This is a genomic window from Bradyrhizobium sp. Kon69 (assembly GCF_055807515.1).
In genome coordinates, this window is the sequence record NZ_JBVVOS010000004.1 from 137,008 (window position 1) to 161,775 (window position 24,768).

The following is a 24,768-nucleotide window of genomic DNA, read 5'->3' on the forward strand; positions in this document are numbered from 1 at the left end:
GTCGAGCAAAGACGTAGCAGCATTGCCGCAAACGCGGTTGCCCACCCGTGCCTGGCCGCCTAGCCTGCAAGAAAACGCAGGGAGGCCGCATGCCGCGCATTTCGACCATCGAGACCGGATTCTACCGGATCCCCCTCCCCGTCATGCTCTCCGACTCGACCCATGGCGACATCGCGGCGTTCGAGCTGATCACCTGCCGGGTGCGCGATGCCGATGGCGCCGAGGGCGTCGGCTACACCTACACGGTCGGGCGCAATGGCGGCGCCGTCGCCGACATCCTCAGGCGCGAGATCCCGCCGCTGGTCGAGGGACGCGAGGCCGACGATACCGAAGCGATCTGGCATCAGGTCTGGTGGGGCCTGCATTATGGCGGGCGCGGCGGGCCGGCGGTGCTGGCGCTCTCGGCGCTCGACATCGCGCTGTGGGACTTGAAGGCCCGGCGCGCGAAATTGCCGCTGTATCGATTGCTCGGCGGGTTCGATGCGCGCGTGCCCTGCTATGCCGGCGGCATCGACCTCGATCTCTCGGTCGAGGCGCTGCTGGAGCAGACCGACGGCAATCTCGCCAAAGGCTTTCGCGCCATCAAGATGAAGGTCGGCCGGCCCGATCTCAAAACCGACGTAGCGAAGGTCTCCGCGATGCGACAGCATCTCGGCGACGGCTTTCCGCTGATGGTGGATGCCAACATGAAATGGACGGTCGAGGACGCGATCCGCGCCGCCCGGGCGTTCCAACCCTACGACCTCACCTGGCTCGAGGAGCCGATCATTCCCGACGACGTCGCGGGCCATGTCCGCATCATGCAGGCCGGCGGCGTGCCGATCGCAGCGGGCGAGAATTTGCGTTCGCTGTGGGAGTTCAAGAACTACATCGTCGCGGGTGCGGTGTCCTATCCCGAGCCTGACGTCACCAATTGCGGCGGCGTCTCCGCCTTCATGAAGATCGCGCGGCTGGCCGAGGCGTTCAACCTGCCCGTCACCAGCCATGGCGCGCACGACATCACCGTGCACCTGCTCGCGGCCTGCCCGAACCGGTCGTATCTGGAGGCGCACGGTTTTGGGCTCGACAAATATATCGAGCATCCGCTGGTGCTGCAGGACGGGCTGGCGCTCGCGCCGGACCGTATCGGCCACGGCATCAGTTTCGACTGGAACGGGCTGGCGAAGCTGTCGGCGTAGCACGGAGCCGCAGCGGCAGGTGTGCCCCCTCTCCCGCACGCGGGAGAGGTGAAGTGGAGCGCGCGGCGCGGTCGGTTTGCACCAGCAAGCATCAACGCGTTGCTGCACCCGAGGCATTCGCTGACGCTTGATGCAAGCTGCGGTTATTCGGCTATGGTGTCGATGCCGACACACAATCCGAGAGATTCCCGCCTTGAGCCCCGAGCTGCACCAGAGACTGACCGCGTGGCGCCGGCATTTGCATGCGCATCCCGAACTGTCCCTCCAGGAGAAAGCCACCGCCACCTTCGTGCAAGACAAGCTCACCGAGCTCGGCATTCCCTTCGTGTCAGGCGTTGGCGGTCACGGCATCGTCGCGACCCTCACGCGAGGGGCTGCACAGGGCCGCGTCGGCCTGCGCGCCGACATGGATGCGCTGCCGATCACCGAAGATACGGGGCTAGCTTACGCTTCGCAAAATCCCGGTGTGATGCATGCCTGCGGCCATGACGGGCATACCGCTTCGCTGCTCGGCGCCGCCGCACTGCTCGCCGCCGACACCAGCTGGAGCGGGACGGTCGATTTCATCTTCCAGCCGGCCGAGGAAGGTTATGGCGGCTCGCGCGCGATGGTCGCGGCCGGGCTGTTCGAGCGCTTTCCGATGGATCGGGTGTTCGGCTTTCACAACTGGCCGGGACTCGCCGCCGGCACCATCGCGGTCCATGACGGCGTCGTCATGGCCTCCGGCGGGCGCATCACCATCACCATCGACGGCCATGCCGGTCACGCCGGCATGCCGCATCTGACGCGCGATCCGGTGATGGCGGCCGGCCATTTGATCGTGGCGCTGCAATCGATCGTGTCGCGCAGCGTCGATCCGCTCGACACCGCCGTGCTCTCGCTCTGCACGCTCGAAGGCGGCACGGCACGCAACCAAATCGCCGGACGCGTTTCGATCGGCGGCACGCTGCGTTATCATCGCGATGCGGTGAAGGACACCGTCGTGGCGCGGATTGAACAGATCTGCGCCGGGATTGCCACGAGCTTCGGCGTCAAGGTGACGCCGGAGATCGTCATTGGCGTCGGCGTCGTCATCAACACGCCGGCCGAGGCGGATCTCGCGCGCCTCGCCGCAGACAAGGTGCGGGCCGAGCTGCGGCGCGACCTCGCGCCCAGCATGGCCGGTGAGGATTTCGCCCATTTTCTCTCGCGGCGCCCCGGCGCCTTCGTCTGGATCGGCAACGGTGAATTGCGGGACGGCGCCGAGCTGCACGGCCCGCGCTATGATTTCAACGACGCGATCCTGCCGGTGGCTTCGAGCTGGATGGCGGAAGTTGCCAAGGCGGCGCTGGCCTCGAACTAGGCCCGCTCACGAGATCTCGCGCGGCAGCTTCCAGCCGGGCTTCGGCTCGAACGTCTCCTCGACCTGCGCGACGTGATAGCCGGCAGGCAGAAGCCGGCCGCCCTCCTCGTCTGCGACCGGCACGTCGGTCACCAGCCCCTCGATCAAGGCGGCTTCCCACACCTCCTTCTCGGAGGGAAAGGGGTCGCCGATCTGCTTATTGCCTTCGAACAGCGCGTACATCGGTTCCGGTCCTGCGTTGATCAAGCTCACGAGCAACGTATCGGCCGCACGGACGTTCCCATCCGGCAAATCGCAACGGATGGACACCTCAAATATGGCGCGCGTTCTGATCGGAACTTCCGGCTGGCATTACGCCTCCTGGCGAGGCCCGTTCTTTCCCGAGGGCGTGACGCTGAAGCAGCAGCTTAGCTATTATGCCGGACAGTTCGACACCACCGAGCTGAACGGCGTGTTCTACCGCACCCCGACGCCGGAGGCCGTCGAGGGGTGGCGCGAGCAGACCGGCCGCGATTTCGTCTTTGCCTGGAAGGCCTCGAAATTCATCACGCATTGGAAGCGCCTGTCGGATCGCTCGGTGAACAGCCTCGAGCTGCTCGAGGATCGCATCTCACGGCTCGGCGGCAAGGCCGGCCCGATCCTGTTCCAGCTGCCGCCGCAATTCGAAGCCGACGCGGACCGCCTCGCCGGCTTCTTCAAGCTGCTGTCGCGGAAGCGGCGTTACAGTTTCGAATTCCGTCATCCGAGCTGGTATCAGCCGCGCATCTTGCGGATGCTGGCCGACGAGAACATCTCGCTGTGCCTGTCCGACCATCACGACGCGCCCGCGCCATGGAAGCGCACGGCGGATTTCGTCTATGTGCGCGGACACGGACCAAGCGGGCGCTATCATGGGCACTATACGAAACCCACGCTCGCGCAATGGGCGCGGCGCATCAAGTCCTGGAAGCGGCAGGGTTGCGACGTCTACGTCTATTTCGACAACGACCAGAAGAGCGCGGCGCCGGCCGATGCACAGGCGCTGAAGCAATTGCTGTAGCGCCCACAAGCGCAGGACATTGCCTATGGCGTGCACGATGCGGCAATCTCGCCTGCGGTCATCCTTCGAGACGCCCGCCTGCGGGCGGGCCCTCAGGATGAGGTCGTGTTTCGCGGCAAAGATACCCTACCCTTCCTCGCTAGACGATGCCGCCTTGCCGGAGCGCCGCGATCGCGGCCTTGTCGTAGCCGAGCTCGCTCAGGATGAGGTCGGTATGCTCGCCGAGCGTGGGCGGGCGCGTCGCGATTTCGCCGGGCGTTTGCGACAGGCGGACGGCGGCGCGTGCCACCGGTGCAGGCTTCGGCAGGCCGGGATAGTCGACGTCCTGCATGAAGCCGGCGGCGCGGACGTGCGGATGATCCAGCGCCTGCTGCGGGCTCAGCACGGGGCCGGTCGGAATCATAGCCTTGCCCAGGGTGTCGACGGCCTCCTGCGTGGTGCGCTCGGCGCACCAGCGCGCCATCCGCTCGCTGATCACAGGGCCGTTGTTGCCGCGGCTGATGTCGTCGGCAAAGCGCGGATCGTTCAGCCAGACCTCCTCCTCTCCCATCAATTTCGCCCAGCGCTTGAACAGCGGATGCCCCGTGACCTGGCACAGCACCCAGCCGTCCCTGGTGCGGTAGATGTCGGCGGGCGCCGCGGTCTGGCCGAGATTGCCTGTCGGCACCCGATTGACGTTGATGACGGCCTGCTCGATCAGCGTGGCATTGGTGAAGGACAAGGCGGTGGCGAGCAATGCGCCCTCGACGATCTGCCCGCGCCCGGATTTGCCGCGCTCGATCAGCGCGGCGAGCGTGCCGAACGCGCAATGCAGCGCGGTCCCGAAATCGACCCAGTTGACCGCGGCCCGGTAGGGCGGATCGCCGGCGCCGGTCATGTACACCGAGCCCGACATGACCTGGCCGACACCGTCGAAGCCGACGCGGTCGGACCATGGCCCCGGCCCGCCGAACGCGGTGGCGGTCGTCAGGATGATGTCGGGCTTGATCGCCTTCAGCGAGTCGTAATCGAGCTTCATCGCGCGCAAGGTCTGCGGCGGCAGATTGGCGACGACCACGTCCGCGGTCGCAATCAGGCGGCGCATCACCTCCTGCCCTTCCGGCTTCATCGGATCGAGCGTGAGGCACTTCTTGTTGCGGTTGACCTGAAGGAACAGCGCGCCTTCGCCAGTTTCGCCGACCGGCGCCACGAAGCGATCCTCGCTGCCGTCGCGCTTCTCGACGCGAATGACCTCGGCGCCGAATTCGGCCAGCAAGGTCGCGCAATAGGGCCCCGCGATATAGCGCCCGAAATCGAGAACGCGGACGCCGTCCAGAACCCCTCCCATCGATCTCTTTCCTTTGTGTTGTTCGTCAGCTTACAGGGATTGGCATTTGCGGCAAGGTGGCAACGGACGCCATGCCCCGCCCTCGAGATGTGATCGGCGAATCATTTCGACTGGCGGAAATTGTGCTCTAATATGGACCTGTCCCTCTCCCATCAGAGCCCCGTCCATGCCGCAACAATTCGATCGATCCAAAGAAGATCTCGGCAACGCGATCCATTTCGAGCACGTCAATATCCAGGTCCCGGACCAGCGGCTTGCCACACTGTTCTATGTCGCAGGCCTTGGGCTCACCCGCGATCCCTTTCTGATGGTGTCCGACACCAACATGTGGATCAACGCCGGACGGAGCCAGTTTCATTTGCCGAGCGGCAGGCCGCAGGTGCTGCGCGGTCATGTCGGGCTGGTCATCGCGGGCCGCGAGGCGCTGCTGGCGCGATTGGCGTCGGTCGCCAAGAAGCTCGAGGGCACCGCGTTCGCCTTCACCGAGCATAATGACCATGTCGAGGCGATTTGTCCGTGGGGCAACCGCCTGCGCTGCTACGAGCCGGACGCCGCGCGCTTCGGCCGCGTCGCGCTCGGCATCCCCTATGTCGAGTTCGACGTACCGGTGGGATCCGCCGCGCGCATCTGTGCCTTCTACCCCGAGATCATGGGCATGCCATCCGAGTTGCGGAACGGCGACGGCACGGTTGCCGCCGTGAAGACGGGCCGCGACCAGCATCTGTTGTTTCGCGAGACCGATCGGCCGCAAGGTGACTATGACGGCCACCATGTGCAGATGTACATCACCGACTTTTCCGGCCCGTATCGCAAGCTGCTGGCGCGCGATTTGATCTCGCGCGAGGACAATCAATATCAGTACCGCTTCTGCGACATCGTCGATCTCGACAGCGGCAAGCCGCTATTCACGGTCGAGCACGAGGTGCGCAGCGCCACCCACCCGATGTTCATGCGGCCGATGGTCAATCGCAATCCGGCGCTGAACAATCGCAACTACGCATCCGGCCACGATCAATCGCTGTGGGCGATGGGACCAGATCAGTACGAGGGATAGGCGATAACCAAGCCCCGCGCCCAGCCGCAGCAACGTCGGAATGACCGAAGTCGCGGCCGGGCGGCTCCGCTGAGTGGAGCCGCCACATGTTGCGTGCGCTCCGGTGGGACGGGCATGCCCCACCTTTCGCATCAGACGGGTGAGCGTCCCGTCAGAAGTGGACCTCGGTGCGCATACCAAGAACCACGGCGTTATCGGTCTTCACGCCCACCGCGTTATAGCCGCGCCCGCCGGGATTGATGACATACTGGGCGTCGAACTTGAGATTCAGCCAGCCGGTCGCCTGCCATCCGTACCAGACTTCGAGCGGCACTTCGTTGCCGCCGGCGTTGGGACTGAGGGCAGCCGTGTTCACGTGGGTCGTGCCCACCGCGAAGCCGACTTCGTCCTGCGGACGCCAGGAGAACGTTCCGGTATGCCTGAAGCCCAGGGCGATCTGGTAATCCTGGTACGACGTCCGGTGATCGGCGACAGTCGTATTGAGGAAGGTATACCAACCCTGCGCGCCCGGACCCTCGACGGTCAACCGCTGCAGGATCGACTCGTAAACGCCGAAGCGGCCGCGTTGATCGCTGATATTTTGATCCGGGACGCCACCGACGCCCGGGATGGTGCTGATGACACCCGGAAGGCCGCCATCAATAGAGGAGGCGCTGTCGTACCAGCCGCCAAGTCTCCAGGTCCCGGTCAAGGGGCCCTTCGGCGCCCAGACCAACTCCACCGGCACCATCACGCCACTGGCGCGATTCGAGGCGGGAATGCCGGGCAGGAAGTAGACGCCCGGGTCCGACGTCGTCAGGTAACCCGGATTGGCATCGTAGACACCGACCGACACCGTGAATTCCGGCGCGATCTTGTAATGCACGACACCGGCCCACTGGCTCACCGGCCAATTGTAGATGTAGCCACCCTGGATGTTGCCGGGCTGACCGCCGCAGAAGGTCAGGTTGATGAACTCGCAGAGACCGAAGAAGAAATCGGAGCCGACCGGAAGACGGCCGCCTTTGAGTTCAAGACGATCATCGAAAAGCTTCTGCGAGTAGTAGAGCTGCGTCAGGCGCAGAATATTGCCGCGGCCGAACACTTCGTTGGTCAGCTGCAGGGCGGGAATGTCCGCTTCGGTATTCAGGTTCTTGCCGAAGCGGTCGACCAGCGTGAGACCGACGGTGCCGCCGGGGATGCCGGCGAGTTTTCCCATGTCCAGCTTGGCGCCAAACCACAACTGACCGGCATTGGCTGCGGTGTTCCTGCTTCCACCCGAGAGGTTGCCGACGGATTCGTTGCCGAGCGTCAGGCCCAGCTCGATGCCCTGTTCCTTCAGCTTGGTCCTGCCGAGATCGCCGAACAGATACGGCCGCGTCCAGAAATCGTCAGCCGTACCATACGGAACAGGTGCAGCTTTCGTCGAAAAATCGGCCGCATATACTCCACCGCAAAACAGCGATGAGAAAGCAATCCCCACACCGCACACCCCTGCGGTGTTTATAAACCTGCGCAACATTTTACTCGTCCTCCCGCCGTCTCAGGCTTTGCTTGTTTCGCCTCACGTCCCTGCCCAAAGCCCTCGAGCCTGGAACGCACTCCCTCCCCAGCGGCCGCCGACCAGGCAGCCTTGTGTCAACTGGAGCCTGGATCCGTCATGCCCGATCACCCGTTCTCGCCGGCAACGCATCCGCGGCGCGCGGTGACGCGCCTTGGACTTGCTCCGCCAATGTCGATTTCGGCGTGGCGCGGGCGATGCCGGCCAGTGCCAGCTTGCGCCGCCGTCGCGCCTGCAATTGCTGATCCGCCAACACGCCGATCAGAATGACCGTGCCCATCACCGCGAAGTTCAGCGAGTTGGGAATGCCCAGGATGTTCACGAGGTTCTGCAACACCTGCAGCAGCGCCGTGCCCAGCACGATGCCGAGAATAGACCCCTCGCCGCCGCGCAAGCTGCACCCGCCCAGGACGGCGGCCGCGATCGCGTAGAGCTCGTAGAAATTGCCGAAGGAGCTCGGCGAGACCGAGTTCGTGTAGAACACGAACAAGACCGTCGAAACTCCGGCGAGCCCGCCGCTGATGATATAGGCGGTTGCGATCACGAAGTTTGTGTTGATGCCCGAGAAGCGCGCGGCTTCCTCGTTTTTGCCGACGGCATAAAGCCAGCGCCCGTAGACCGAGCGGTGCAGCAGCACACCGAGGATCAGCGCAAGGATGATCAGGAGGATGAAGGTGTTCGGGATTCCCGCCACATTGCCCGAAGCGACGTTGCTCAGTGTCGCCGCCTCGTCGCCGTAACCGAAGCCGCGGGTCGAATCGCTCGTGTAGTAGCGGGCGGCGCCGCGATAGATCAGCAAGCCACACAGCGTCACGATGAAGGGCTGCATCTTCAGCCGGGTGATCAGGAACCCCTGGATGCCGCCGAGCACCAGCCCGCCCAGCAGCACGGCCGCCAGCGCCAGGGGCCACGGCACCTCGTAGGTCGTCAGAAGATCCACGAACACGACGCCGAGCAGCGCAAACATCGAGCCGAGCGACAGGTCGATGCCGCCGGTGATGATCACGAGCCCCTCGCCGAGCGCGAACACACCGAACAGGCCGATCAGATTGGCCATGTTCAAGAGGTTCACCAGCGACAGGAAGGCGGGATTGATCGCGCCGGTGATGGCAGCGATCACCACCAGCAGCAATCCCAGACCGAGCTCTTTCCTGATCATGGCGCGGCCGCTTCCGCTGTCTCCAGCGCCTGGCCCATGGCCAGTCGCAATACGTTGTATTCGCTGAATTGCTCCCGCTCGAGCACGCCGCTGACGCTGCCTTCATGCATGACCGCTACGCGGTCGGAGACGCCGATGACTTCCTCCATGTCCGACGAGATCATCACGATCGCGACGCCCTGGTCGGCAAGCTCGCGCATCAACGCGTAGATCTCGCCCTTGGCGCCGACGTCGATACCGCGGGTCGGCTCGTCGAAGAACATCACGCGCGGCTGCATGGACAGCCATTTGCCGAGCACGACCTTCTGCTGGTTGCCGCCGGAGAGCGTCACCACCTCCATGTCGATGCTTGGCGCCTTGATGGAGAGGCGCCTGACCTGCTCTTTCGCGACCTTGCGCTCGGCCGCGCCGCTGACCAGCCACATCCGCGCATGATCCAACAGGCTCGCCAGCGTCATGTTCTCGCGGACCGGCAATTCCAGCACGAGCCCGGATTTCTTGCGGTCCTCCGGCACCAGATAGATGCCTTGGCTGATCGCGTCGCGCGGCGATGCGACAGCGACCGGTGCGTTGTCGATCCTGATCTCGCCGCCCAGCAGCGGGTCAATGCCAAATGCTGCGCGGGCAAGAGAGGTGCGGCCGGCGCCCACGAGCCCCGCCAGGCCCAGGATCTCGCCATGCCGCACGGAAAGATCAACCTGCCGGTCGGGGAAGGCTGATGTCACGACGCCGACGATATCGCAGCCGCCCGGCTGCGGCGCCTGTTTCGGCGGGGTATGCAGCGCTTTCAGGTCGCGGCCTATCATCAGCCGGATCATTGCGGCGTGGCTCAACTGGTCCCGCGCCAACTCGCCAACGGTGCGCCCGTCGCGCAGCACCACGACACGGTCAGCGCAGGTCATGATCTCGCCGAGCCGGTGCGAGATATAGATCACCGAAATGCCGTGCGCCTTCAGATCGGCAATCACTTCCAGCAGCCGTTCGGTCTCCGAAATCGTCAGGCTGGAGGTCGGCTCGTCCATGATGATCACGCGGGCGTCGATCGAGAGCGCCTTGGCGATCTCCACCATTTGGCGCTCGGCGATGGAGAGGTCTTCGACCAGCGTATCCGGCGCGAAATCGGCACCCAGCCGCTCCAGCAGCGGCGTCACGCGGGCACGCATCTCGGCATTGTCCACCAGCTTCAGCGGCCCGCCCATCAGCTTCTCGCGCCCGATAAACACGTTGGCTGCGACGTCGAGATTTTCGAACAGGTTCAGTTCCTGGTGCACGAAGGCGATGCCGGCCTGCGTCGCCTCGGTCACCGTCACTCGTGCGTGGTCGGTGCCGCCGATGCGGATCACGCCCTCGCTCGGCGCGATCACGCCGCCAAGCACGCGCATCAGCGTCGACTTGCCGGCGCCGTTCTCGCCGATCAGGCCCACGACCTCGCCGCGATCCACGCGCAAACTGACGTCATCGAGCGCCATGACCCCGGGATAGGATTTGCTGATCCCGGCGAGTTCGAACAGGATTTCCGCCATTCATTTCCTCCCGCACGACGCCCGGCGGGCGTGCCGCCGGGCGCCTGATACTCACTTCTTGAGGAGGTTCTTCATGTCTGCGGTGAACGCCGCGACGTTGGCCTTGCTGATCACCTTGGTCGGCACGATCAGCTTGCCGCCCGCCGGGATCCAGGACTTGTCGCCGTTCAGCGTCTTGATGATGTTGGTGGCGGAGAGATAGCCGAACTCGTAGGGCTGCTGCACCACCGTCGACTCGATCGTGCCGTCGGAAACGCCCCGGAGCGTGCGCTGGTCCTCGTCGAAGCCGACGATCTTCACCTTGCCGGCCTTGCCCGCCGCCTTAACCGCGTCATAGATCAGCGGTGTCTCGTAGCTCCAAAGCCCGGACAACAGTGCGATGTCGGGATATTTGACCAGCACGTTCTCCATGTTCGCCTTGGCCTTGGCGAAGTCCACCTGGTCGGTGAACACGTCGACCAGCTCGACCTTGGTGCCGGCGATCGCGTCCTTGATGCCCTGCACCCGCTCGCGGGCATTGTCCGCGTCCATCGTGCCGACGAACAGCGCGATCTTGCCGCCGTTCGGCAGCGCCTTCTTGATCTCTTCGCCCGCTTGGCGTCCGGCCGCGACGTTGTCGGTGCCGATATAAGCGAGCCGATTGCTCTGCGGCGCGTCGCTGTCCGTCGTGATCAGCACGGTCTTGGCCGCAACCTTGTTGAGCTCTTCGGTTGCATGCGGCGCATCGTCGACCGAGATCGAGATGCCGGCGACGCCGCGCACCAGCAGGTCGTCCAGCTCGCGCCGCTGGCCCGCCGCGGTCGCCTCGTTCGTGACGATCAACTGGATGTCGTATTCCGGGTGCTCCTTCTGAGCCTTCTCGAGCCCGCGGCCGGCGATGGTCCAGAAATCGGCCGCGGCATTGGTCACCAGCGCGATGGTCTTTTTCTGCTGGGCCTGCGTCGCCCCCGTAGCAAGCGCCAGCGCAGCTGCGGTCGCAAACAGCGACACCATGAGTTTCTTCATCGATCCGTTCATGTACACCTCCCTTGGTCACCCCAGTTCTGGGGTTTCACGGCGCTTATGCGCCATCTTTTATTTACGTCGCGAACAAATGCCGCAGGGCAAAGCAGCCGGATCAGGATGTACTTGCCCCTTCTTCAAGTCTAAATAGTACAGATGGTACGATAATAGTAAATATGGCTGCTGAAAACCGAATCCGATTGTGCTTTTCCAGTCACACTGGCATCTCGTTCCCTCCATTAAATTTACCTGATGAATTAAAGAGGCAGCATGGTTGACCAAATTGAGCCGTCCAGACGCGTGTCGAACACGGCCCGCGAATCCAACCGCGGCCGGCTCGTCGACGTCTTGCGACGCCAGGGGCCGCTGCCACGCGTGGCGCTGGCCCGGAGTACTGGGCTGAGCTTCCCGGCCGTTTCCGGCCTGACGTCGCGGCTGATCGCGGAAGAGCTGCTCTGCGAGACCGAGACGGCGGCAACGCCGTGGTCCGAGGACGGCGAGGAAGAGGATGCGGACGGGCCGAATGGCCGTCGCCGCGGCCGGCCGGCCGTGCTGCTGACCCTGAACCCGGAGTTCGGGCGCATCGTCGCGATCTCGGTCCGCATGAACCTGATCGAGACGCTGATCGCGGATTTCCGCGGCTCCGGCGTGGCGCAGTCGCGACTTGCACTGTCGACGCGCGCGCTCGATGCAGGCGCGCTGCGCGATCTCGTGATCGCGCAGATCAACGCGCTGCTCGATGCGACGGCGACACCGCGCCATCGGCTGTTGGGAATCGGGATTGCGCTGCAAGGCATCGTGAACGTCGACACCGGCACGACATTGTGGAGTCCCGCGCTGTCGATCACCGAAGTCGATCTGGCGACGCCGATACGTCAGGCGTTCGGCGTCGATGTCGTCATGGCGAACGACGCTGTCGCGGTCGCGCTCGCCCTCACGGCCGCCGAACCGGCATTGGCGCAAGGCCTCTCGGCCACGATCATGGTCGGTCACGGCATCGGCATGGGCGTCGTTGCCGACGGTGAAGCACGCTGGGGCGCCGGCAGCGAGATCGGCCATGTCAAGCTGGCGCCGGACGGCCCGCAATGCCGCTGCGGCCAGCGCGGCTGCATCGAGGCTTATCTTGCCGATTATGCGCTCTACCGCGACGCCCGCACCTTTCTCGATCTGCCGCCGGCGGACTCGCAGCAGCCATCGGAGGGACAGATGGCCCTGTTGCGCGAGCGCGCGCTGGGCGGTGATCCACGTCTCGAGCACCTATTCCTGCAGGCGGGTCGTGCGCTCGCCGAGGCGGTCGCGGCAACGATATCCGTGCTGCGGCCGCACCATGTCATCCTGGCGGGTCCAGGCCTGATGGCATTCGACATGATGCGCCACGCCTATGAGGAGCGGCTCGAGCAGTCGGTGTTGCCATGGCTGCTCAGGTCCACGGCGATCCATCTGCGTCCAAGCGAGTCGACGGTCATTGTCGAGGGCATGGTGCGACGGACGCTGCGGGTCGTCGACCAAAACCACATGGAAGCGACCGAGTAACCGCGAGCTAAGCTCTGGCTGGGGCGGGAGGGTACTCAGCCAGTTTTCGACCTGTGGCCGCTGAAGCTACGCACCTGAAAAAACTGGAGAAAATCCGGGCGACACTGGCAATGTGTAGCATCTTGGTGTCGCACTATCAAGAAACACCAAAACCGAAACGGCGGCGGCAATCTTGAAGCCGTCGCATCTGAACCAACTGGCCACCACACTGTCGTCTCACGTCCGGAGCGACCGCAACACAGGATGAGCGACCATACCGCCCCAAGCTGGAAGCCCTTCATGTCGTGCGGCTTGAGCGGCGCGCGGCCAACGTGTGCGACAGCAGCAGCGCCGCGGCGGAGTCGAAAGGATTCGGCGACCTTCGCCCGCCAGTAGGAAGAGCACCGGAGGCAACGCTTCGCCGCGCAGGCCCTCGCGTTCGTCCCTTAGGCGAAGTTCTGTCGTTCGCGCGGTGGTCGCCTATGCCGTGCGAAAGTAGCCGATGACGTCTCGCGCTTGAGGATTGTGCTGATGAAGGACCCGCTTGAGAGTTCGCGTCCAGCACAATGGCTGTGTCGCAGACCCAATGAAGGGTGAAAAGCTCAATCAGCCAGGCATTCCGAGTTCTGTATCTCCCAGATCACGCGTTACTTGTTCGAGAATTGGCGTTACAGTTTGCGGGATTAGGCATTCCTTTTTGAAAGAAGTAACGCAGCTTGCAACACATGTGGGTCCGGCTCACGTCCACCTCGTCGCGCGACTTCCCTGCCTTGTAAGGACCCGGTGCACAACCTGGCCCCCACACGGCCGAAACGCGGTCGGTAGTTCGGAGCGGCATCACCGCAAACAAGGTAACGGCGGTACGGATTGGGCTGGGAGGCGCTCGACACTCGGGGACATCAAGCCGCCGGGCCCACGCCGCTTCTTTCCTTGATCACGTTGCGTGTCGCGGGCCTACTGGTCCTCATGCTCCAACTGTTCGGCAAGTCCCTTGTATTCTTCAGTCAGATCCTTGATCTTTTCAGCGAATTCCGGGTGAGCCGCCCCTTCGGCTAGTTGACGCAACCACACGGCCCTTTTGCGCGACCTTTCCGTGTCAAGATCGATAGGAGCTTTCAGATGCATTTGCTTGTCCTCCTATGCTCACAGAAAAGCCGCCCCGAAGAGCGGCCTTTCCATCCTTGGACGTAATTGTGTGCGGCGTTCGAGCGCCGTCTTCGGCAGACGTTGAAGCATACTCCCACTCCTCGGGCGATTACTATCGTGCAGCGAACCGAGCCACATCACGACTGAACCTTCCTCGCCCGAGCGGAGGTCATGATAGTCAGGATTTTCCTGACGGGCGACAAGCGATCTCCCGACTGCCCGGCGAGCTGCCAATCGCTACATTTCGTTGGGCCTGAAGTGATTGTTCGTGCAGAGTCCCGTGAGGAACGCATTTTTTGAGGGCTCCCCGGCCGGCAACTTTTTGCGCAGCATCAAAAACTACTCGCCGTAGAGCCGAGAAACTCGCGTGCAGGTGCCGGCAAGGCCCGGGCTGCAGGCACGGCCCTTGCGGGCGCACACTCATTGCCCGCTTCTGTCCGCATGTGCAATTGCTCGATCGACAACTCCACTCTATCCGCGATCTCGGCGCCGCACGTTGTCGAACCACTGGCTGCTCACAGGAGCAGTTGGGTAGGAGTCATCTGAATGTACGGCACCCTGCTGCTACTCGTCATGCTAATCGCTCTCTCCGTCTTCGGCCTCGTGGCCTTGGAGGTCGCGGCGCGTCGATCGCCTGAAGGTAAACCTCAAGCGGCCAGGCCGAAGCGGCGGCTGAGATAATCCACGTTTATTGGTCCATTCGCTGGAGATTGCTCAGTCGATAGCCGCCGTGCAACGGCGGCTATCGCGGCGCGTTGTCCTTGTCCTTATTTACTCGGTGCTGGGAGGCGAGCCGGCGAGTGATCGCTCGAGCCGCCCGTCGCATTCGGAGACAAACCCGGTGCGCCACTCGTTGCATACAGGTAGAGGGCCACGACGAACATCAGAATGGATACGATGCTGACGATCCAGCCGACGGGGCCGCTCGCGCGGGAGCCCCACAAGCTTGATCCGTTACCGTTTGGTTGAGGCATTTTGTTCTCCCAAGCCAACGATACTGGACCGCGGCCTTTCAGCACATGAGGCTTCTTAGCGCAGTCGGGTTCGGGCATGATCGGCCCGAAATTCGGATTCGGAGGTTCGTTTTGCTGGTCGCACTCGTCGTCGTTTTCGTTGTGGTTTATGCCGCTATAGCGCTTGAGCACCCGATCCAAATAGAGAAATCAGCTTCCGCCCTCTTTGGGGCCGGCCTGCTCTGGACGATCTATGCCGTGGCTGCAACTGACCACGAAGCGATCGTCGATCAGCTCCGCGAGACCATCGGTTCGACGGCAGGGATCATATTTTTCCTGATGGGCGCCATGACCATCGTCGAGGTCATAGACGCCCACGACGGATTCGAGATCATCACCTCGCAAATCAACACGAAGAAATTGACGACCCTGCTGTGGCTCATCTGCTCCGTGACGTTTTTTCTGAGCGCCGTGTTGGATAACCTCACCACCACCATCGTCATGGTTTCGCTGATCAGGAAGCTGCTGGACAAGCAAAGTGATCGGCTGTTGTTCGTCGCGATGATCGTGATCGCTGCCAACGCAGGCGGCGCGTGGTCCCCCATTGGGGACGTCACCACGACCATGCTGTGGATCGGCGGCCAGATCACGGCTCTCGCCATAGTCAAGACGCTATTCCTCGCGTCCCTCACGAACATGCTGATCCCGCTGCTCATCGTGAATTACCGGTTGCGCGGGCGAACCTTCGCGGCTCCCAAGGTCGATGGCAGCGACGATGCCTTCACGCCCGCCTTCGAACGAAACGTCATGTTCACCCTCGGGGTTGCCATCCTCGTCCTGGTGCCAGCGTTCAAAACCGTTACGCACCTGCCGCCTTTCATGGGCATCCTCTTCGGCTTGGGAACATTGTGGCTCGTCGGAGAGGTCATTCATCGCCGGAAGCAACCGCTGGAGAGAAGGCCGTTGACTGTGGCGCACGCTCTTACCCAGATCGACCTCAGCTCAATCGTCTTCTTCCTGGGCATTCTGCTGGCCGTTGCCACGCTGGAGCACACCCATATTCTAGCCGCCCTTGCAGCCTGGCTGGATCAAAGCATCGGACGCACCGACGCAATCGTGCTTGCGTTGGGGCTGCTCAGCGCCATCGTCGACAACGTTCCATTGGTCGCAGCATCGATGGGCATGTATGGAATGGGCCAGTATCCACCAGACAGTTTCCTTTGGGAATTCATCGCCTACTGCGCCGGCACGGGCGGATCGATACTGATCATCGGCTCCGCTGCCGGCGTTGCCGCGATGGGAATCGAGAAGATCCAGTTCATTTGGTACATGCGAAAAATCAGCGTACTCGCGCTTCTCGGATACTTCGCCGGAGCGGCGGTCTACATTGTGCAATTCCGGTACTTTCACTGAACGCAGATTCTTTTCAGTGTGTCTGGCAGAGCGGCTACGCACCGCCCGCACGCGCGGCGTTCAGGACGGAGCACCGCTCAATTTCCAACCACAACAAACAGAAGCGCGGAAGCAGACATGTTCGACGAGCGACGGTTCGACATCTTGTCCCCGGAGTTTCACGCGAACCCTTTTACGACGCTCGACCGCATGCGAACCGAAGGCCCGGTGGTGCGCTTGAGGTTGCCGATCGTCGGCCGCACCTGGCTCGCGGCGAGCCATGAGAGCTGCGCAGACCTGTTGAAAAACAGCCAGGACTTCGCGCGCGATCCCGCCAACGCCGGAAGCAGAACGCAGGAGCGGATATTGAAAGTTCTCCCGAGGACGCTCGGGCTTCTTGCGTCGAACATGCTCGGCCACGACGATCCGGAGCACCGTCGCCTGCGTGCCCTCGTCGACCACGCCTTCCAGAGGCGCACGATCGCAGCTCTCAAGCCGACGATCGTTGAGACGGCCGATCGGCTGCTCGACAAGCTGGACGGCAAGCCCGAGGCCGATCTCATGGCAGAGTTCTGCCGAGATCTGCCCCTTTCGGTAATCTGCGCGATGCTAGGCTTGCCGGAGAAGGATCACGACCGGTTCAAGAACTGGTTGGGCGGCCTGAAGGATACCGCGAACGTCTTTGCGGTGATACGCGCCATCCCAGGTGTGATCAGCGTCGTGCGGCACCTTCGGTGCGCTTCGAGACCCGGCGGCGGGGCGCGGCCGGAGGGGCTGATCGCTGCGCTGCGCGAGGCGGAGATCGAAGGCCAGCGGCTCAGCGAGGACGAAATCGTCTCCATGATCTTCCTCCTCTTCGGTGCGGGACAGGAAACGACCACGCATCTGATATCGGGCGGTCTCTACGCGCTGCTCGCGAATAGGGACCAGTTGAGCCGGTTGCGCCAAGACCCGGGCCTGATGCCGACATGCATCGAGGAATGTCTTCGCTACGTCTCCCCCGTGCAGATGACCAAGCCCCGTTTCGCAACCCGGGATTTGATCTGGCAAGGACGCCAGGTCCGGCGCGGCGAGATGTTTGCGGCACTCCTTGCCGCAGCGAACTGCGACCCAGCAAGGTTCGAGAAGCCCCACACATTCGACATCGGCCGCCATCCCAATCCGCACCTCTCGTTCGGCACCGGCGCACACTTTTGCCTCGGATTTCAGCTCGCGCGCGCAGAAGCGTCGATAGGCATTCAGCGCATCCTGGATCGCTTTCCCGCTTTGCGGCTTGCCCGGCAGCCCGAAGACATCAGTTGGCACAAGCGGCTTGGCATCCGCGCGTTGGCGAGATTGCCGGTGCGACTGGCGGCCTAAGGGCCGGTCCGAGAACTGGGCCATCGGCTGCTCGCGCCTTGCCGCCTCTTTCGATTACCGAAGGATGTTGCGGATATGCCAGACCATGGTGGCGGCATAGACGAGGAGAGCAATGCAAATGCCAGCCGCTAGTTGAGGCGTTGAAAGCGACGCTCTCGTCAGGAAGAACACGATGCAAAACAGGGCGATGACGCCCAGCAACGACGGCACATGTTTCATAGTCGCCTACCAACCCTTCCGGGCGGCCGGAGCGATACTACCCCTTCCGCGCTCAGATACCTCGCCTCGCTCATCCCGCCTCCGGTTCACGAGTCCGTACCAGCACCGCGGCTGATGATACCGTTAGATTTCCCCGTTGCGGGTGGAAATGAGCCGAATGGAAGAAGGACCTTCCACATTGGCGCTCGTGTACGCCTCTGACGCTGCAATCAGTTGTGTGACGGCCAAGCCGTCGTAGGCGGGATGCCGCGGATTCAGGTGCAGGTCCGTCTCGACGATCATCACCTGTGTCACTCCGGAGGATTGGACCTCGACGGCAAATGAGACGAACGAGACATGCGGGGCTCTAAAGGGCATCGGTTGGACTTTCACAAGCGCCGGACTTGGCTGAATCCCCAGCCGAGGCCGAGCATGGCCGCGATGAGCGAGCCGAGAAGGACGCCCAGTTTGGCCGCCGTCAGCAGTCCTTCATCAGAGAAGGCGAGCATCGAGATGAAGATCGACATCGTAAAACCGATTCCGGCCAGCAGGCCGACAAGGCAGACCCCAGCCCACGAAACGCCCGGGGCCAACCGGCACCAGCCAAGTCTTACCGCCGCCCAAGTCGCGCCGACGACGCCAAGCGGCTTGCCGGCGACCAGGGCGAGCGCGGTGCCCAGCATCACCAAACGTCCACCGGCGGGCAGATCGACGCTCGTCAGGCCGACGCCGGCGTTCGCCAGCGCGAAGATCGGCATGATGAGGTATGCCACCCACGGATGCAGCGCCGTCTGCACCCGAGAGACAGGCGGCAGTAGCTCCCGTTGGGCCACGCGCAGGTCCCGCAGTGGTTGCGCCAACCTGTGCGGATCCTTCGTCCTAACCGCATCGCTGCTTCGCAATTGCTTGAGAGCGCGAGAGACCATCTCCAGTGGTGGCTCCCGCATGGGGATGGCGCGCGCGGGAGTCATCAGCCCGAGCAGCACACCCGCTAGGGTGGGATGGATCCCAGCCGCCATGAACCCGATCCAAACCAGAGAACCAGGCAGGAGGTAGAAAAGCGCAGAGCCGACTCCGATCCGGCGAAAGCCCAGGACGGCGACAACGCCGATCATCGACACGACGAAACCGCCAGGCTGAAGGCCTGCGGTGTAGAAGAGCGCGATGATCAGCACTGCAACGATGTCGTCGATGATAGCCAGAGCAAGGAGGAACACCCGCAAATTGACCGGGATTCTTCGTCCGAGCAGGGCGAGCACTCCGACTGCGAAGGCGATGTCCGTCGCCGTAGGCACGGCCCAGCCCTGCCCTCGATCCGGACCGGCGTTGAGGCTCAGATAGATCAGTGCCGGGAGGACGACGCCACCAATCGCCGCGACCAGCGGCAGCATGGCCTGGTCCAGCCTGCTCAGCGCGCCTTCGTGGACTTCCCGCCGAATCTCCATGCCCACGACGAGGAAGAACACGGTCATCAGCACGTCGTTGACCCAGAAATGCAGCGAGCGTGAAAAGACGAATTCCCCCAGACCAATCGTTACCGGAAGGTGCCAGAAATCGTGATAGCTGTGAGCCACCGGGGAATTCGCCCAGATCAGTGCAGCAGCGGCGGCAACGAGCAGCACCGCACCGCTGACGGCCTCGACATGCAGGAACCGCTGAAGGGTGTTGAGGGCCTGTTCGGCCAGCCGCTGCGCTTTCGGCAGATCGTCAAACGGAGGATTGTGGTTCACGGGCGCAGGATCTCCGCGTGGCGGCCCGACCATCGCTTTCCTGTCGCTGCCGATACAGCGAACACCCGAGGCCCCGGTTATACATGGCATGGGCGTCATTTCAACCTTCCACGACGGAACACGGCGTCCGGGAAGTCGGCCGTGGAGAGGATCAGGCGGCAGCAGCTGCATCATCCGCCCTCTCGGGCGGCACTCATTCCGAGTGTGTGTGCTCGCAGGCGCTCGGAATCCTCTCAGGCTCAGGAGCGGTACCGGCGCGCTACAACGCCTGGCAGGCTCCGCCCTTGCGCTTGACGGCACGTCCCCGGCGGACTGAAATCCGCCTCTGGTTGGTGTTGCGGGGAGTTCTACAGGGGCTCGGCGCAGCGCTGAACAACACGACACCATAGGTTGCCGCCAGGATCGGAGTTTTGGTCGGGCTGCCCGGCAGCGAGAGAGGAAGCGCCGCGGATGTGCCGCCGCGCACGCCCGCCCGCTACGTACTCCAACAGGAGCGCACCTGCGGGTGCGCTCCTGTTATGCGACCACGCGGTCGGAACACGACTATCAGTGTGTAACCAGCGGACACGCCGAGTCGGCCAACTTTCCGAATGCTTCTTCGCCCGACATAGTGTGCACCAGTTTGTAATAGTCCCAAGGTTGTTTGGACTCATCGGGTTTCTTGACCTGCATGATATACATCTCATGCTCCATCAGGCCGTCGGCACGGATCTTGCCGTTGCTGGTGAACATGTCGTCGATCTTCATCTTCTTGAGCTCCGCCATGACCTTCTCTGAATTGGTGGAGCCAGCAGCCTTGACCGCGTTGAGGTAGCTCATGGTCGCCGAATAGTAGCCCGCCTGATTCATGGTGGGCTCGCGCTTCGTCTTCTCATAGTAGCGTTTGGCGAAAGCGCGGGTCTTCTCGTTGAGATCCCAATACCAGCCGGTGGTGAGATACAGGCCCTGTGCGGTCTTGAGGCCGAGGCTGTGAATGTCGCTGATGAAGGCGAGCAATGCGGCCGGCTTCATCGTCTTGGCGATGCCGAACTCGTCGGCAGCCTTGATCGAGTTAGTGAAGTCGTTGCCGGCATTGGCCAGTCCAAGCACCTGCGCACCAGCGTTTTGCGCCTGGAGCAGATAGCTCGAGAAGTCCGACGTGGAGAGCGGAACGCGCACGGCGCCGATCACCTTGCCGCCATTGGCCTCAACCACCTTCGAGGCGGACTCCTGCAACTGGGTGCCGAAGGCGTAGTCGGCGGTGAGGAAGAACCAGCTTTTACCGCCCTGCTTCACCATGGTCTTGGCGGTACCGTTGCCGAGAGCCGTCGTGTCGTAGACGTAGTGCGCCGTATAGGGTGTGCAGTCCTTGCCGGTCAGCGATGCACCCGCTGCGCCGATTGCGATGAACGGAATTTTCTTCTCCTTGGCGACATTGTTCATCGCCAAGCTGACTCCCGTGTTCGATCCGCCGAGAATCATCGTAACGCCATCCCGATCGGCCCATTCGCGGAATTTCTGCGCTCCAACGTCGGGCTTGTTCTGGTGATCGGACACCATGAACTCGATCTTGTTACCGAGCACGCTGCCGCCAAAATCCTCGATCGCCATCTTGGCCGCCTCGACGCCGCCGGGGCCGATCACGTCGGCATACAGGCCGGACATGTCGTCGATATCGCCGATCACGACCTTGTTTTCGGCCGCGTGTGCAGTCGTCACCGCCATCGACGCTGCCAGCAACAGTTGAACCGTTCTTACCGCAATGTATTTCATTTGACGTGTTCCTCCTTTTCGATTTCAGCGCGAAGTCGTCAAGACCTCGCGTCGTCACGTCGCGCTCGGTGAAATCAACTAGACGCCGAGATAGCGCTGGAGCAGCTCCGGTTGTGCCTTGAGCTCCCGAGCTGGCCCGTCGTGCACGATGTGTCCGTTGTTGATGATGTAGATCCGGCTCGCCAGCGCCAGCGTCGCCGCCAAATTCTGCTCGACCAGCACGATGGTCTGGCCGGCGGCGGCGAGCTCGCGGCAGGCCTTGACGAGATCGTGGACGATGACGGGCGCGAGCCCCTCGAACGGCTCGTCCAGCAGCACGATCTTGGGATCGCGCACCAGCGCCCGCGCGATAGCGAGCATCTGCTGTTCGCCGCCCGACAGCTCGGTGCCGCGGTTGCTACGCCGCTCCTTCAGTCGCGGAAACATCTCGTAGATGCGGTCGAGAGGCCAGCGTTTGGGCGCCGTGATCCCGGCGAGCAGGATATTCTCTTCCACCGACAGGCTGCCGAAAATGCGGCGCTCCTCGTGCACGAGCTGCATGCCGGCCTGCGCGATTCTGTGGCTCTTTCGGCCGGCGATATCGATGCCGTCGAACTTCACGCTGCCGCTACGCGGCGTCACGACGCCCATCAGGCTCTTCAGCGTCGTGCTCTTGCCGGCGCCGTTGCGGCCGAGCAGCGCCACCACCTCGTGACGCTCGACGTGCATGGCGACGTCGAACAGGATGTGGGAGTCCCCGTAATAGCTGTTCAGGCCGTTGACCTCGATCAGGCTCATGCCGCGATTTCTCCGTGCACCCCGCCGAGATAGGCTTCCTGGACGGCGGCGTTGGCCTTGATTTCCTCCGGCGTGCCGGAGACCAGCACCCGGCCTTCCTGGAGCACGGTGACGCGCTCGACCAGCTCGAACAGCGAATCCATGTCGTGGTCGATGATGATCATGGTACGGCCGCGCGCGATCGACTTGAGCAGCTTGACGGTCTCGACACGCTCTCGCGGGCTCATGCCGGCGAGCGGCTCGTCAAGCAGCAGCAGGCGCGGCGACGTGGCGAGCGCAAGCCCGATTTCCAGCCTGCGCTTCTCGCCATACGCAAGCTCGGACACCGGCGTGTCGGCACGACGAGTCAGGTTCACCAAAGCGAGCGTGTGCGCCACCTGCTCCGTCAGGCCCTTGATGCCCGCGAGCGTGCGGAACAGGTCGAGCCGGAATTTTCCGCGCAGCTCTGCGAGTGCGGCGATCGTCAGGTTCTCCCGCACCGTCAGCCCGGTGAAGAGCTGGTTGACCTGATAGCTTTTGGTCAGTCCGAGCTGGCAAACCTCGGTGACCTTCAATCCCGTGATGTCGCGCCCCTCGAACACGATCTGACCAGAGCTCGGCGCGATCTCGCAGGTCAGCATCTTGAAGAAGGTCGACTTGCCGGCACCATTGGGGCCGATGATGCCGCGCAATTCGCCCTGGTTGACGCTGAAATCGATGTCGCTGTTGGCGATGAGCCCGCCATAGCGCTTGGTGAGGCCGGTGGCTTTGAGGATCGGCCCGGAATAGACGGGATGCGCGACCTCCTTCGCCTGCATCGGCGCGGGCGGGAGATGCTGCGCGGCCTCGACGTCAGCGGCCTCTTGCCCCACTTCCGCTTCCCTCCGCTTCCGCCCGTCCGAGACAAGGCGATATAGATCGGCAAGACCGCCGATGATGCCGCCGCGCAGGAAGCAGACCAGCAGCACGAACACGACGCCCAGCACGAGCTTCCAGGCCGCTCCCAGGCCGAGCGCGGACTGCAGGAAATCCTGCAGGAACAGCCACACGGTTGCGCCGACCAGTGGTCCGAACAACGTGCCCCTGCCGCCGATGGCCGTCTGCATCACGAGCTGGCCCGAGGTGTCGAAAGTGAAGGCATCAGGCGGCATGAAGGCCTGGAGCACGCCGAGCAGGCCGCCGGCGAAACCGGCGTAAGCCGCCGCGATCACGAAGGCCGTCAGCTTGTAGCCGTGGATGTTGTGCCCGACCGCGGTGGCGCGTAGCGGATTGTCCCGGATCGCGCTGAAAATAGCGCCGACCGGCGAGCGCACGATCCTGAGCGCGATGATGACGCCGACGAGGTAGCAAAGCGCGATGAACTGGTAGAGCGACCAGCCATTGGTGAAGTGGAGCGTGGTGAATCCGAGATTGAAGCTCGGCGTCGGCACCCCCGGCAGCCCGTTCTCGCCGCCGGTGAAATCCGACAAAGGATTGAACTCGACGAAGAAGAAGACCTGCGCGATCGCCACGGTGATCATGGCGAAATAGATGCCAGTCCGGCGCAGCGCAATCAGGCCGACGAGGTATCCGGTCGCCGCGGCCGCGATCATGCCGATGATCAGCGCACCCAGCACGTTGCCGAAGCCGGCGCGCGTCAGGAGGTAGGCGGCGACGAAGCCGCCGGTGCCGTAGAAGGCGGATTGGCCGAAGGACAATAGCCCGGTGAAGCCGAACAGGATGTCGAAGCCGAGGCCGAACAGGCCCCAGACCAGGATCCGGTTGACGGTGTTGGGCGCGAAGCCGAGATGGGGCAGTACGAAGGGAGCCACGATCAGGCCGACGGCCGTCAGTGTCTCGATCAGGAACGGGCGTTGCTTGAACATGGGAAAATCGCTTACTCGCGGCCCTGGACGCCGAGCAAGCCATGCGGTCGCACCACGAGCACGAGCGTCATGACCGCAAACAGCATCACATAGGCGTAGCCGGGGTTGAACATGGAGGTGACGCTGATGATCTCGCCGGCGATCAGACCGCCGAGGATCGCGCCCGGAAACGAGCCGACGCCGCCGATCACCACCACCACGAAGGTCTGGACCAGGATGTCGTCTCCGATGCCCGGCGTCAGCGACACCACCGGCGCGTTGACGATGCCGGCAAAGCCGGCGGCCATCGCGCCGATGCCGAACACCACCATGAAGACGCGATAGACGTTGATGCCGAGCGAATCCACCATCACCGAATCCTCGATGCCGGCCCGCACGATCAGGCCGAGCCGGGTCCGGTAAAGGATGATGAACAGCGCGCCGAGGGCGATCGCGACGATGCCCACCACGGCGAGGCGGTAGGTCGGATAGAACATGAAGCCGAGATTGGTGATGCCCTGGAATAGCGCCGGCGGCGGCACCAGCTGCGACTGGCTCGAGAAGATCAGGCGCACGAGCTCGACGAAGCAGATGCCGAGCCCGAAGGTCACGAGCAGTTGATCCTCGTGCGGGCGATCATAGAAGTGGCGGATAATGACGCGTTCCATGACAACGCCGAGCAGCATCACGAACAGCGATCCTGCGATCACGGCGAGGATGAACGATTCCGTGTACTGGTAGGCCACGAAGCCGGCATAGCCGCCGATCATGAACATCGCGCCGTGCGCGAGGTTCAGCACGCCGAGCGTGCCGTAGATGATGGTCAGGCCGGAGCTGATCAGCGCGAGCAAGGCACCCAATGCGAGCCCGTTGAAAAGCTGTGAAACGAGGTTAGGCCAACTTATCATGCGACAATCGCTGTTGTGGCGCGCGAGGGTGCGCGTCAGAAAAAGGTGACGCCG

Annotated in this window: 20 protein-coding genes; 7 read left to right on the forward strand and 13 right to left on the reverse strand. The window is 63.2% G+C overall.

What is annotated here, in order from left to right; translation table 11 throughout:
- Window positions 1-89 precede the first annotated feature (89 nt).
- Window positions 90-1,178 (forward strand): mandelate racemase/muconate lactonizing enzyme family protein, encoded by a 1,089-nt coding sequence (locus AC0L3U_RS07070; protein ID WP_473361200.1) that lies wholly within the window; start codon window positions 90-92, stop codon window positions 1,176-1,178.
- Window positions 1,179-1,371: 193 nt separating this feature from the next.
- On the forward strand, window positions 1,372-2,520 hold the full coding sequence (locus AC0L3U_RS07075) for an amidohydrolase (RefSeq protein ID WP_473361201.1): 1,149 nt from the start codon (window positions 1,372-1,374) through the stop codon (window positions 2,518-2,520).
- Between the two features lie 6 nt (window positions 2,521-2,526).
- On the opposite strand, the gene AC0L3U_RS07080 is transcribed toward AC0L3U_RS07075, so the two are convergent.
- Window positions 2,527-2,742 carry a hypothetical protein gene (locus tag AC0L3U_RS07080; protein WP_007607539.1) on the reverse strand — a complete coding sequence of 72 codons (216 nt, stop codon included), beginning with the start codon at window positions 2,740-2,742 and terminating at the stop codon, window positions 2,527-2,529.
- A 94-nt stretch (window positions 2,743-2,836) separates the two neighbouring features.
- On the opposite strand from AC0L3U_RS07080, the gene AC0L3U_RS07085 reads away from it, so the two are divergent.
- The gene (locus tag AC0L3U_RS07085; RefSeq protein ID WP_473361202.1) at window positions 2,837-3,559 is read left to right on the forward strand and encodes a DUF72 domain-containing protein; all 723 of its coding nucleotides are present in this window, start codon (window positions 2,837-2,839) and stop codon (window positions 3,557-3,559) included.
- Window positions 3,560-3,698: 139 nt separating this feature from the next.
- On the opposite strand, the gene AC0L3U_RS07090 is transcribed toward AC0L3U_RS07085, so the two are convergent.
- A complete protein-coding gene (locus AC0L3U_RS07090; RefSeq protein WP_473361203.1) occupies window positions 3,699-4,886 on the reverse strand; it encodes a CaiB/BaiF CoA transferase family protein in 1,188 nt (395 codons plus the stop codon).
- A 166-nt stretch (window positions 4,887-5,052) separates the two neighbouring features.
- On the opposite strand from AC0L3U_RS07090, the gene AC0L3U_RS07095 reads away from it, so the two are divergent.
- The gene (locus tag AC0L3U_RS07095) at window positions 5,053-5,940 is read left to right on the forward strand and encodes a VOC family protein (RefSeq protein ID WP_473361204.1); all 888 of its coding nucleotides are present in this window, start codon (window positions 5,053-5,055) and stop codon (window positions 5,938-5,940) included.
- Between the two features lie 151 nt (window positions 5,941-6,091).
- On the opposite strand, the gene AC0L3U_RS07100 is transcribed toward AC0L3U_RS07095, so the two are convergent.
- The 4 genes from AC0L3U_RS07100 to AC0L3U_RS07115 all read right to left on the reverse strand — a co-directional run bounded on the left by AC0L3U_RS07100 (window position 6,092) and on the right by AC0L3U_RS07115 (window position 11,179).
- Window positions 6,092-7,441, reverse strand: coding sequence for a carbohydrate porin (locus AC0L3U_RS07100; RefSeq protein ID WP_027568734.1), 1,350 nt, complete (start codon window positions 7,439-7,441; stop codon window positions 6,092-6,094).
- Between the two features lie 136 nt (window positions 7,442-7,577).
- The gene (locus tag AC0L3U_RS07105) at window positions 7,578-8,639 is read right to left on the reverse strand and encodes an ABC transporter permease (protein ID WP_473361205.1); all 1,062 of its coding nucleotides are present in this window, start codon (window positions 8,637-8,639) and stop codon (window positions 7,578-7,580) included.
- Window positions 8,636-10,162, reverse strand: a complete 1,527-nt coding sequence (locus AC0L3U_RS07110; RefSeq protein ID WP_473361206.1) for a sugar ABC transporter ATP-binding protein — start codon at window positions 10,160-10,162, stop codon at window positions 8,636-8,638. The genes AC0L3U_RS07105 and AC0L3U_RS07110 overlap by 4 nt, the downstream gene beginning before the upstream one ends.
- Window positions 10,163-10,213: 51 nt before the next feature.
- Window positions 10,214-11,179, reverse strand: coding sequence for a sugar-binding protein (locus tag AC0L3U_RS07115; RefSeq protein WP_473361207.1), 966 nt, complete (start codon window positions 11,177-11,179; stop codon window positions 10,214-10,216).
- A gap of 255 nt (window positions 11,180-11,434) precedes the next feature.
- Between AC0L3U_RS07115 and AC0L3U_RS07120 the strand changes: the two genes are divergently transcribed.
- Window positions 11,435-12,697 (forward strand): ROK family protein, encoded by a 1,263-nt coding sequence (locus AC0L3U_RS07120; RefSeq protein WP_473361208.1) that lies wholly within the window; start codon window positions 11,435-11,437, stop codon window positions 12,695-12,697.
- A gap of 933 nt (window positions 12,698-13,630) precedes the next feature.
- Here AC0L3U_RS07120 and AC0L3U_RS07125 read toward each other — a convergent pair.
- Window positions 13,631-13,801: a hypothetical protein gene (locus tag AC0L3U_RS07125; protein WP_007607525.1), complete on the reverse strand. Its 171-nt coding sequence runs from the start codon at window positions 13,799-13,801 to the stop codon at window positions 13,631-13,633.
- 1,106 nt (window positions 13,802-14,907) lie between these two features.
- On the opposite strand from AC0L3U_RS07125, the gene nhaD reads away from it, so the two are divergent.
- A complete protein-coding gene (nhaD, locus tag AC0L3U_RS07130; protein WP_473361209.1) occupies window positions 14,908-16,188 on the forward strand; it encodes a sodium:proton antiporter NhaD in 1,281 nt (426 codons plus the stop codon).
- A 117-nt stretch (window positions 16,189-16,305) separates the two neighbouring features.
- Window positions 16,306-17,526, forward strand: a complete 1,221-nt coding sequence (locus tag AC0L3U_RS07135) for a cytochrome P450 family protein (RefSeq protein ID WP_473361210.1) — start codon at window positions 16,306-16,308, stop codon at window positions 17,524-17,526.
- A gap of 342 nt (window positions 17,527-17,868) precedes the next feature.
- On the opposite strand, the gene AC0L3U_RS07140 is transcribed toward AC0L3U_RS07135, so the two are convergent.
- From AC0L3U_RS07140 to AC0L3U_RS07165, 6 genes are all read right to left on the reverse strand, one after another.
- Complete coding sequence (locus AC0L3U_RS07140) at window positions 17,869-18,030, reverse strand: hypothetical protein (RefSeq protein ID WP_473361211.1); 162 nt, start codon at window positions 18,028-18,030, stop codon at window positions 17,869-17,871.
- Window positions 18,031-18,113: 83 nt separating this feature from the next.
- Window positions 18,114-19,487: a Na+/H+ antiporter NhaA gene (gene nhaA, locus AC0L3U_RS07145; protein ID WP_473361364.1), complete on the reverse strand. Its 1,374-nt coding sequence runs from the start codon at window positions 19,485-19,487 to the stop codon at window positions 18,114-18,116.
- Window positions 19,488-20,000: 513 nt separating this feature from the next.
- Window positions 20,001-21,206 (reverse strand): ABC transporter substrate-binding protein, encoded by a 1,206-nt coding sequence (locus tag AC0L3U_RS07150; RefSeq protein WP_473361212.1) that lies wholly within the window; start codon window positions 21,204-21,206, stop codon window positions 20,001-20,003.
- Between the two features lie 78 nt (window positions 21,207-21,284).
- Window positions 21,285-21,983, reverse strand: a complete 699-nt coding sequence (locus AC0L3U_RS07155; RefSeq protein ID WP_007607511.1) for an ABC transporter ATP-binding protein — start codon at window positions 21,981-21,983, stop codon at window positions 21,285-21,287.
- Complete coding sequence (locus AC0L3U_RS07160; protein WP_473361213.1) at window positions 21,980-23,827, reverse strand: branched-chain amino acid ABC transporter ATP-binding protein/permease; 1,848 nt, start codon at window positions 23,825-23,827, stop codon at window positions 21,980-21,982. Before AC0L3U_RS07160 ends, AC0L3U_RS07155 begins: the two co-directional genes overlap by 4 nt.
- Window positions 23,828-23,838: 11 nt before the next feature.
- On the reverse strand, window positions 23,839-24,714 hold the full coding sequence (locus AC0L3U_RS07165; RefSeq protein WP_007607509.1) for a branched-chain amino acid ABC transporter permease: 876 nt from the start codon (window positions 24,712-24,714) through the stop codon (window positions 23,839-23,841).
- Window positions 24,715-24,768 lie beyond the last annotated feature (54 nt).

Bases quoted from the DNA above. Each gene is read 5' to 3' on its own strand.
- AC0L3U_RS07070 (WP_473361200.1), top strand. From the start codon at position 90: ATGCCGCGCATTTCGACCATCGAGACCGGATTCTACCGGATCCCCCTC.
- AC0L3U_RS07080 (WP_007607539.1), bottom strand. From the start codon at position 2,742: ATGTACGCGCTGTTCGAAGGCAATAAGCAGATCGGCGACCCCTTTCCC.
- AC0L3U_RS07085 (WP_473361202.1), top strand. From the start codon at position 2,837: ATGGCGCGCGTTCTGATCGGAACTTCCGGCTGGCATTACGCCTCCTGG.
- AC0L3U_RS07090 (WP_473361203.1), bottom strand. From the start codon at position 4,886: ATGGGAGGGGTTCTGGACGGCGTCCGCGTTCTCGATTTCGGGCGCTAT.
- AC0L3U_RS07095 (WP_473361204.1), top strand. From the start codon at position 5,053: ATGCCGCAACAATTCGATCGATCCAAAGAAGATCTCGGCAACGCGATC.
- AC0L3U_RS07100 (WP_027568734.1), bottom strand. From the start codon at position 7,441: ATGTTGCGCAGGTTTATAAACACCGCAGGGGTGTGCGGTGTGGGGATT.
- AC0L3U_RS07105 (WP_473361205.1), bottom strand. From the start codon at position 8,639: ATGATCAGGAAAGAGCTCGGTCTGGGATTGCTGCTGGTGGTGATCGCT.
- AC0L3U_RS07110 (WP_473361206.1), bottom strand. From the start codon at position 10,162: ATGGCGGAAATCCTGTTCGAACTCGCCGGGATCAGCAAATCCTATCCC.
- AC0L3U_RS07115 (WP_473361207.1), bottom strand. From the start codon at position 11,179: ATGAACGGATCGATGAAGAAACTCATGGTGTCGCTGTTTGCGACCGCA.
- AC0L3U_RS07120 (WP_473361208.1), top strand. From the start codon at position 11,435: ATGGTTGACCAAATTGAGCCGTCCAGACGCGTGTCGAACACGGCCCGC.
- AC0L3U_RS07125 (WP_007607525.1), bottom strand. From the start codon at position 13,801: ATGCATCTGAAAGCTCCTATCGATCTTGACACGGAAAGGTCGCGCAAA.
- AC0L3U_RS07135 (WP_473361210.1), top strand. From the start codon at position 16,306: ATGTTCGACGAGCGACGGTTCGACATCTTGTCCCCGGAGTTTCACGCG.
- nhaA (WP_473361364.1), bottom strand. From the start codon at position 19,487: ATGGTCGGGCCGCCACGCGGAGATCCTGCGCCCGTGAACCACAATCCT.
- AC0L3U_RS07150 (WP_473361212.1), bottom strand. From the start codon at position 21,206: ATGAAATACATTGCGGTAAGAACGGTTCAACTGTTGCTGGCAGCGTCG.
- AC0L3U_RS07155 (WP_007607511.1), bottom strand. From the start codon at position 21,983: ATGAGCCTGATCGAGGTCAACGGCCTGAACAGCTATTACGGGGACTCC.
- AC0L3U_RS07160 (WP_473361213.1), bottom strand. From the start codon at position 23,827: ATGTTCAAGCAACGCCCGTTCCTGATCGAGACACTGACGGCCGTCGGC.
- AC0L3U_RS07165 (WP_007607509.1), bottom strand. From the start codon at position 24,714: ATGATAAGTTGGCCTAACCTCGTTTCACAGCTTTTCAACGGGCTCGCA.